This window comes from Pseudomonas sp. PS02302 (assembly GCF_029959585.1).
GTDB classification, from domain to species: Bacteria; Pseudomonadota; Gammaproteobacteria; order Pseudomonadales; family Pseudomonadaceae; genus Chryseomonas; species Chryseomonas aestiva.
In genome coordinates, this window is the sequence record NZ_JASCON010000045.1 from 34672 (window position 1) to 42581 (window position 7910).

At 66.1% G+C, this 7910-nt stretch carries 8 protein-coding genes; 3 read left to right on the forward strand and 5 right to left on the reverse strand.

Translation table 11 applies throughout. The features are described from left to right. Positions 1-10 precede the first annotated feature (10 nt). Entirely contained in the window at positions 11-2068 is a 2058-nt protein-coding gene (locus QMX82_RS15815; protein ID WP_158895670.1) for a carbon starvation CstA family protein, read from the reverse strand. Between the two features lie 165 nt (positions 2069-2233). On the opposite strand from QMX82_RS15815, the gene QMX82_RS15820 reads away from it, so the two are divergent. From QMX82_RS15820 to QMX82_RS15830, 3 genes are all read left to right on the forward strand, one after another. Then, positions 2234-3607: a cache domain-containing protein gene (locus tag QMX82_RS15820; protein WP_208694086.1), complete on the forward strand. Its 1374-nt coding sequence runs from the start codon at positions 2234-2236 to the stop codon at positions 3605-3607. Next, entirely contained in the window at positions 3604-4242 is a 639-nt protein-coding gene (locus tag QMX82_RS15825; protein ID WP_133862125.1) for a response regulator, read from the forward strand. Before QMX82_RS15820 ends, QMX82_RS15825 begins: the two co-directional genes overlap by 4 nt. Positions 4243-4386: 144 nt before the next feature. Then, positions 4387-4752 carry a PilZ domain-containing protein gene (locus QMX82_RS15830; RefSeq protein WP_133862126.1) on the forward strand — a complete coding sequence of 122 codons (366 nt, stop codon included), beginning with the start codon at positions 4387-4389 and terminating at the stop codon, positions 4750-4752. A 144-nt stretch (positions 4753-4896) separates the two neighbouring features. Here the strand turns inward: QMX82_RS15830 and QMX82_RS15835 are convergent, their stop codons facing one another. From QMX82_RS15835 to QMX82_RS15850, 4 genes are all read right to left on the reverse strand, one after another. Then, positions 4897-5607, reverse strand: coding sequence for a copper resistance protein B (locus QMX82_RS15835; RefSeq protein ID WP_133862127.1), 711 nt, complete (start codon positions 5605-5607; stop codon positions 4897-4899). An 86-nt stretch (positions 5608-5693) separates the two neighbouring features. Continuing rightward, positions 5694-7055: a DNA repair protein RadA gene (gene radA / locus QMX82_RS15840; protein WP_282285238.1), complete on the reverse strand. Its 1362-nt coding sequence runs from the start codon at positions 7053-7055 to the stop codon at positions 5694-5696. Positions 7056-7170: 115 nt separating this feature from the next. Beyond that, positions 7171-7440, reverse strand: a complete 270-nt coding sequence (locus tag QMX82_RS15845; protein ID WP_133862128.1) for a hypothetical protein — start codon at positions 7438-7440, stop codon at positions 7171-7173. 141 nt (positions 7441-7581) lie between these two features. After that, positions 7582-7791 (reverse strand): hypothetical protein, encoded by a 210-nt coding sequence (locus QMX82_RS15850; RefSeq protein ID WP_133862129.1) that lies wholly within the window; start codon positions 7789-7791, stop codon positions 7582-7584. Positions 7792-7910: the final 119 nt, after the last annotated feature.

Below are 7910 nucleotides of genomic sequence, written 5' to 3' on the forward strand. Positions count from 1 at the left end.
GGATTCTCCTTTAAACGCCCGTTGCCGGCTGGAACGGGGTCTCGCGGTCGCTGCGCTCGGGCTTGGCCAGGGCGGCGCGACCGACCTTGATGGAAAAGAACAGGATGCTCATCACCACCACCAGGAACAGCACCGACAGGGTGGCGTTGGTGTAGGCGTTGAAGACGATGTGCTGCATCTGTTCCATGCTTTTGGCCGGGGCGATCACCTGCCCCTGGGCCATGGCGGTGCTGTATTTCTTGGCCAGGGCCAGGAAGCCGACCGCCGGATTCGAATCGAACAGCTTGATCAGGCTGGCGGTGGTGGTGCAGATCAGCAGCCACACCGCCGGCACCAGGGTGACCCAGACATAGCGCTGGCGCTTCATCTTGATCAGGACCACCGAGCCCAGCATCAGGGCAATACCGGCGAGCATCTGGTTGGAGATGCCGAACAGCGGCCAGAGGGTGTTGATGCCGCCCAGCGGATCGACCACGCCCTGATACAGCAGCCAGCCCCAGAGGGCCACGCAGCCGGCGGTGCCGATGACGTTGGCGGTCCAGGAATCGGTGCGCTTCAGGGACGGCACGAAGCTGCCCAGCAGATCCTGCAGCATGAAACGTCCGGCGCGGGTGCCGGCGTCTACTGCGGTGAGGATGAACAGTGCCTCGAACAGGATGGCGAAGTGGTACCAGAAGGCCATGGTGTTCTCGCCCGGCAGCACGTTGTGCATGATCTGGGCGATGCCCACCGCCAGGGTCGGAGCGCCACCGGCACGGGCCAGGATGGTGTGTTCGCCGATCTCGGCCGCGGTGGCCTGCAGCATCTCGGGCGTCACCACGAAGCCCCAGGTACTGATCTTGGCGGCCACCGAGACCACGTCGGCGCCGACCACGGCCGCCGGGCTGTTCATGGCGAAGTAGACGCCCGGCTCGATCACCGAGGCGGCGACCATGGCCATGATGGCGACGAAGGATTCCATCAGCATGGCGCCGTAGCCGATGTAGCGGGCGTGGGTTTCCTTGGCGATCAGCTTGGGCGTGGTGCCCGAGCTGATCAGGGCATGGAAGCCGGACACCGCGCCGCAGGCGATGGTGATGAACAGGAAGGGGAACAGGGTGCCCTTCCACACCGGACCGGTGCCGTCGACGAACTGGGTCAGGGCCGGCATCTTGAGCGTCGGCATGGTCACCAGGATGCCGATGGCCAGGGCGATGATGGTGCCGATCTTGAGGAAGGTGGACAGGTAGTCACGCGGCGCCAGTACCAGCCAGACCGGCAGCACGGCGGCGACGAAGCCATAGCCGATCAGCATCCAGGTGATCTGCACGCCGGTGAAGGTGAAGGCCGGACCCCAGACCGGATCGGCGGCGACCACGCCGCCGGCCCAGATGGAGGCCAGCAGCAGCACCACGCCCATCAGCGAGATCTCGCCGATGCGCCCGGGGCGGATGTATCTCATGTAGACGCCCATGAACATGGCGATCGGCAGGGTGGCGATCACCGTGAACATGCCCCAGGGGCTCTCGGCCAGGGCCTTGACCACGATCAGCGCCAGCACCGCGAGGATGATGATCATGATCAGGAAGCAGCCGAACAGGGCGATGGTGCCAGGGATGCGCCCCATCTCCTCGCGCACCATGTCGCCCAGGGAGCGACCGTTGCGGCGGGTGGAGAGGAACAGCACCACGAAGTCCTGGACCGCGCCGGCGAAGACCACCCCGGCGATCAGCCAGAGGGTGCCGGGCAGATAGCCCATCTGGGCGGCGAGCACGGGACCGACCAGCGGACCGGCGCCGGCGATGGCGGCGAAGTGGTGGCCGAAGAGGATGTGCTTGTTGGTGGGGACGTAGTCCAGGCCGTCGTTGTTGAGGACGGCGGGCGTGGCTCTTTTGGCGTCGAGCCCCATCACCTTGGTGGCGATGAACAGGCTGTAGTAGCGGTAGGCAACGAGGTAGATCGCCACGGCGGCGACCACGATCCAGAGGGCGTTGATCGCTTCGCCTCGACTCAGCGCCACGGTACCCAGCGCGAAGGCGCCCAGTACGGCAACGGCGAACCAGGCAAGATGGCTGGCCATTCGGGTCATGCTTGTTCTCCTGCCGCGCACCAGTGGCCGCGGCGATATTTGTTATTGTGAGAGCCCACAGCGGAGCCATATTACTATCGGCGGCTCGACGCGACAGCGAAATTCGCAGAACTACCCAAAGCCCACTACGTAGTTCTACGTAGCGGGCCGTCCGGACAGGTGCCGATGCAGCTAAAATACAAGATGGTCGCCCTCGGACTGCTGCCCCTGCTGCTGGCGGTGGCCGCGGTCTGCCTGGTGGTACTGGAACAGAGTCAACGCCTGGGCGAGCAGCAGGCCCGGCTGCTCGAACACAGCATTCTCGGCAGCAAGAAGACCGAGTTGCGCAACTATGTGGAGATGGGCGTCAGTGCCATCCAGCCGCTGTACGGCAGCGGTCGCGACGACGAGGACACCAAGGCCAGGGTACTGGCGCTGCTGGCCAGCCTGAATTTCGGCAGCGACGGCTATTTCTTCGTCTACGACCAGCATGGCCGCAATCTCATGCATCCACGCCAGCCCGAACTGGTCGGCCAGGATCTCTGGCAACTGACCGACGGTACCGGCCTGCTGGTGATCCAGGCGCTGCTCAGGAGCGCCCGGGAAGGCGACGGCTTCCAGCGCTATGGCTGGCAGAAGCCGTCCAGCGGCCAGATGGCGGAAAAGCTCGCCTACGTGACCCAGCTGCAACGCTGGGGCTGGGTGCTGGGCACCGGCCTCTACCTGGACGACGTGGACGCCGCCCTCGCCCAGGTCCGCCACGACGTGGCCGCCGGCATCCGCACCACCCTGCTGGCCAGCGCCGGGGTGGCCCTGGTGGCGGTGCTGCTGGTGTTCGCCGGCGGCCTGACGCTCAACGTCAGCGAGCACCGCCTGGCCGATCGCAAGCTCAAGCAGCTGACCCAGCGCCTCATCACTTCCCAGGAGGAGGAAAGGTCGCGGCTGTCCCGCGAGTTGCACGACGGCATCAGCCAGCTGCTGGTGTCCATCAAGTTCCAGTTCGAACTGGCCAGCCGTGAACTCGGCGCGGGCAAGTCCAGCGCCGGCGAGACCCTGCGCGAGGGCACCCAGCGCCTGGCCGCCGCCATCGGCGAGATCCGCCGCATTTCCCACGACCTGCACCCTTCCCTGCTGGACACCCTCGGCCTGCCTGCGGCACTCGGCCAGCTGGTGGAGGAATTCCGCCAGCGCAGCGGCCTGGACGTGGACTATCGACAGACCCTGGACGACAGTCCCGCCGGTGGCGACATGGACGTCGCCCTGTTTCGCATCGTCCAGGAGGCCCTGACCAACATCGAGCGCCACGCCGCGGCCCGGCGCGTGGTCATCGACCTGCAACGCCGCGGTCGCTGGATCTGCCTGACCGTGCACGACGACGGTCGCGGTTTCGATACCGGCCAGGTGGAGCGCCTCAGCGGCGGCATCGGCCTGCGCAACATCCGCGAGCGGGTGGAGCTGTTCGGGGGTCGCTGCGCCATCCAGTCCGGACCCGGCGGCACGACCCTCGACGTGGTTCTGCTACGCTCGGACCTCCCGGCCGACGAGGAAAGCCCGACATGACGCCCATCCGCATCCTCCTGGTCGACGACCATGCCCTGGTCCGCGCCGGCGTGCGGGCGCTGCTGGGCACCATCGAGCGCTTCGTCGTGGTCGGCGAGGCCGGTAGCGGCGCGGAAGCCCTCGACCTGCTGGCGCGCCTCGATCCGGACATCCTGCTGGTGGACATCGGCCTCAAGGACATCAACGGCCTGGAGCTGACCGCCCTGATCGCCGAGCGCGCACCCCGTGCTCGGGTACTGATCCTGAGCATGTACGACAATCGCGAGTACGTGAGCACCTCGCTGCGGGTCGGCGCGGCCGGCTATGTGCTCAAGGATGCACCCTCGGAGGAAATCATCGCCGCGGTGGAAGCCCTGGCGGTCGGTGGGCGCTTCTACAGCAGCGCCATCGCCGCCCGCCTGGGCGAAGGGGGAGCCAGCGAGGGCGACCTCACGCCGCGGGAACGCCAGGTGCTGCTGCTGATGGCCCAGGGCCTCAACAACAAGACCATGGCCCAGCAGCTGGGGCTCAGCGTGCGCACGGTGGAGACCCATCGGCTGAGCATCCGCCGCAAGCTGGATATCCAGAAGCCGGCCGACCTGGTCCGCCATGCGCGCGAGTACGGCTGGCGCCCCGAGGGCACTTCCAGCGCCTGACCAAGGCCACTGCTCGCACCCTGGTGACCAATGAGCCCTCTCGTTGTAGCTCCGCTGGCCGCAGCCGGCTACCCTTCCAGGCGCAGTCGATACGGGACGGCCACGGTCGTCTACAGTGATCAGGAAACCTCAGGAAGCCTTTCCATGAACGACACCAACGAGCGTCGCCGCTTTACCCGCTTCACCTTCGATGCCCCTGCGCAGTTGCACCAGGGTGAGCACCAGTGGGCAGCGCCCGTGGACGATATCTCGCTCAAGGGCGTGCTGCTGGCGCGGCCCGCCGACTGGTCGGCCCAGCCAAGCGCCACCTATGAACTGCGCATCCTGCTGAACGACGAGGCCCAGGTGACCATGGGCGTGGAGCTGGTGCGGGAAACTCCCGAGCAGCTGGCCTTCGCCTGTCGCCAGATCGACCTGGATTCCATCAGCCACCTGCGCCGCCTGGTGGAGCTGAACCTGGGCGACGAGACCCTGCTGGAGCGCGAGCTGGCGGCGCTGGGTACGCCCTGAGCGACCTGGGAGGGTTGAGCGAAAGCGAAACCAAGGCGCGAGGCTCAGCCCTGGCTGTTGGGCTTCGACGATGAAACCGTCTCAACCCAACCTACAACGGTAGCCTTGTAGGTTGGGTTGAGCGGAAACAAAGCCCAACGGGGTTTAGAACTCCAGATGCAGACCCACCACCAGGCGCGCGTCGTGGGTGTCTTCGCCCTCTTCCCGCGCCATGGCCGCGGTATTGCCGTGGGTGGCGTTCCAGGACACCCCGACATAGGGCGCGACCTCCGGGGTCACCTGGTATCTCAGGCGCAAGCCCGCTTCGCTTTCGGCAAAGCCGGCGCCCTGGCCGCGGGACTCGTCGTTGCGACCGTAGAAGTTGAGCTCGGTATGGGGCTGGAGGATCAGCCGCTGGGTCAGCGCCCAGTCGTATTCGGCTTCCAGGCGCAGGGCGGTCTGGCTGTTCTCGCCGAAGAAGGCGGTGATCTCGATGTCGAGATCCTCGGGATCGTGCTCCTGGATGCCCAGGGCCGCCCAGGTCTGTGGCGAGCCGGGTTTGAAATCCTGGCGGATGCCGGCCACGCTGCCCCAGCCCTTGGCCAGAGTGTGCCCCCAGAGCGCCTGCACCTCGGCTTGCTCGGTGTGGCCGTTGGTACGCTCGCCCTGGCTGCGGAAATCCAGGCGATTGGCACCACCGCCCAGGGCCCAGCCCTCCAGATCCCAATTGAAGACGCTGCCTTCGTCGGCATGCTGCCACTCCAGCTGATCCACCTCCAGGCTGGCCGGGGCGGAGCTGCTGGGATCGGCGGCCTGGACCAGGGCACTGGTGGCAAGGCCGGCAAGGAACAGGGAAAGCGGGAGCAGACGAGGCATGGCGGGTATCCGGGTTCGTGGAAGCGCCCGATAGACCACCCTGCCCCGCCGAGAGTTTTAAAAAATATTACAAATGCTGCCCGACGCTATTCGAAGAGCGCATCCAGCGCCTGCTCGAGGCGGGTCACGGCAACTACCTGCAGACCGGGCGGCGGATCCTTGGGAGCATTGCCCTTGGGCACGATGGCACGCTTGAAGCCATGCTTGGCGGCTTCCTTGAGGCGCTCCTGGCCACTGGGCACCGGGCGGATCTCGCCGGACAGGCCGATTTCGCCGAACACCAGCAGGTCGTGCGGTAGGGCGCGGTCTCTCAGGCTGGAGATCACCGCAGACATCAGCGCCAGATCCACCGCCGTCTCCAGCACCTTGACCCCACCGACCACGTTGATGAAGACGTCCTGGTCGTAGGTGGGAATGCTGCCATGGCGGTGCAGCACCGCCAGCAGCATGGCCAGGCGATTCTGGTCGAGGCCGACGGTGACCCGGCGCGGATTGGCCAGGTGACTGGTATCCACCAGCGCCTGCACTTCCACCAGCATCGGCCGCGAGCCCTCCCAGGTCGCCATGACCACGCTGCCGGCCACCGCCTCCTGGGCGCGGTTGAGAAAGATCGCCGAAGGGTTGGAAACCTCCTTGAGGCCCTTGTCGGTCATGCCGAACACGCCCAGTTCATTGACCGCGCCAAAGCGGTTCTTGACCGCTCGCAGCATGCGCAGGCGGCCGTCGGACTCGCCCTCGAAATAGAGCACGGTGTCGACCATGTGCTCCAATACCCGCGGTCCGGCCAGGGCGCCTTCCTTGGTGACATGGCCGACCAGGAAGATGGCGGTGCCGGTCTGCTTGGCGAATCTCACCAGCAGCGCCGCGCTCTCGCGTACCTGGGCCACGCCGCCGGGGGCGGACTGCAGCTGTTCGGTGAAGATGGTCTGGATGGAGTCGATCACCATGACCCGCGGCTTTTCCTGGCGGGCGGTGGCAACGATGGTCTCGATGCAGGTCTCGGTCATGACCTTGAGCTTGTCTTCCGGCAGCCCCAGGCGGCGGGCGCGCATGGCCACCTGCTGCTGGGATTCCTCGCCGGTGACATAGAGCGCCGGCATCCGCGCGGCCAGGTGGCAGAGGGTCTGCAGCAGGATGGTGGACTTGCCGATGCCGGGATCGCCGCCGATCAGCACCACGGAGCCATCCACCAGGCCGCCACCCAGCACCCGGTCAAGCTCGGTGGAATCGGTGGTGAAGCGCGGGGTTTCCTCGACGCTGACCTCGGCCAGGGTCTTGATGGTCGCCTGCGCCCCGGCCCAGCCGGCGCGACCGGAAGGCACGGCGGAGGTCTCGAAGACAGTTTCCACCAGGGTGTTCCAGGCACCGCACTCGCCACACTGGCCCGCCCACTTGGGAAAGGTGGCACCGCATTCGGTGCAGCCGTAGAGGCGCTTGGCCTTGGCCATGGCGGATTTCTCCAGTCGAAAAAGGAAGGATCCCAGCATAACACGACTGGATGCATAGACAGTAAAGAGGCGCGATCCCGGGGGAGCGCGCCTCTTTCAATAGCGGGCTTGAGCCTTAGTTGCCCTCGCCACCCGGCTGACGCAGCATGGTCAGGGCCTGGTTGGCCTGGGCGATGCACTTCTTCTCGTCGCCGGCCTTCTGCGCCTCCATGGCGCTCTTGCGGAAGCTGGCGATCTGCTGGGCCTGGGAACTGCCCGGGCCGATCATGTTGGTCTTCATCTTGCTGGCATCGTCCAGCTTCTGCAGCTGGACCGCGCACAGATCCTTGGCGAACACGGGAGCAGCGGCGAACATCATCAGGGCGATCAGGGCGGTACGCTTCATGGGGACATCCTCGTTGGGAGGGCCAGGTAGGCCGGATAAACCTCGCTCACCCCGCGAAATTCGCCTGGGCTACCCCATTGACCGCCAGGTACCGCCGGTCGTTCAGCGCCTGGTCATCAGGTCTGCTGCGAGGTTCTGGCGCTAGTGCTTGAGCGTGGACACCATCTCCACGTCGCCTCGTAGCCAGACTGGCAATGCCTGTTGCCAGCGCTCCTGTTCGAGTAGCTGCAGATTGGCCAGCAGGCGGCTGTATTCGGCGAATTCCAGCTGCACACGACGACGCTGGGCGTCCACGGCCGCCTCGGTGATCCACAGGTGCCACTGCTGGTACATCGCCACTTCGTCGGTCATCGGTCCTCTCCTGGGAGGCCATGATGGCAACGCCGGCGGCACTTGCCAATCGCATAAACGTGGGCTCGGCCCCCCCGGCCCCGCCCCGCCCAGCTAGGATGGGTATTTAATTTGCTGCG

Excerpts from the sequence above, each read along its gene's own strand:
- QMX82_RS15815 (WP_158895670.1), bottom strand. The coding sequence starts at position 2,068 with ATGACCCGAATGGCCAGCCATCTTGCCTGGTTCGCCGTTGCCGTACTG.
- QMX82_RS15820 (WP_208694086.1), top strand. The coding sequence starts at position 2,234 with ATGCAGCTAAAATACAAGATGGTCGCCCTCGGACTGCTGCCCCTGCTG.
- QMX82_RS15825 (WP_133862125.1), top strand. The coding sequence starts at position 3,604 with ATGACGCCCATCCGCATCCTCCTGGTCGACGACCATGCCCTGGTCCGC.
- QMX82_RS15830 (WP_133862126.1), top strand. The coding sequence starts at position 4,387 with ATGAACGACACCAACGAGCGTCGCCGCTTTACCCGCTTCACCTTCGAT.
- QMX82_RS15835 (WP_133862127.1), bottom strand. The coding sequence starts at position 5,607 with ATGCCTCGTCTGCTCCCGCTTTCCCTGTTCCTTGCCGGCCTTGCCACC.
- radA (WP_282285238.1), bottom strand. The coding sequence starts at position 7,055 with ATGGCCAAGGCCAAGCGCCTCTACGGCTGCACCGAATGCGGTGCCACC.
- QMX82_RS15845 (WP_133862128.1), bottom strand. The coding sequence starts at position 7,440 with ATGAAGCGTACCGCCCTGATCGCCCTGATGATGTTCGCCGCTGCTCCC.
- QMX82_RS15850 (WP_133862129.1), bottom strand. The coding sequence starts at position 7,791 with ATGACCGACGAAGTGGCGATGTACCAGCAGTGGCACCTGTGGATCACC.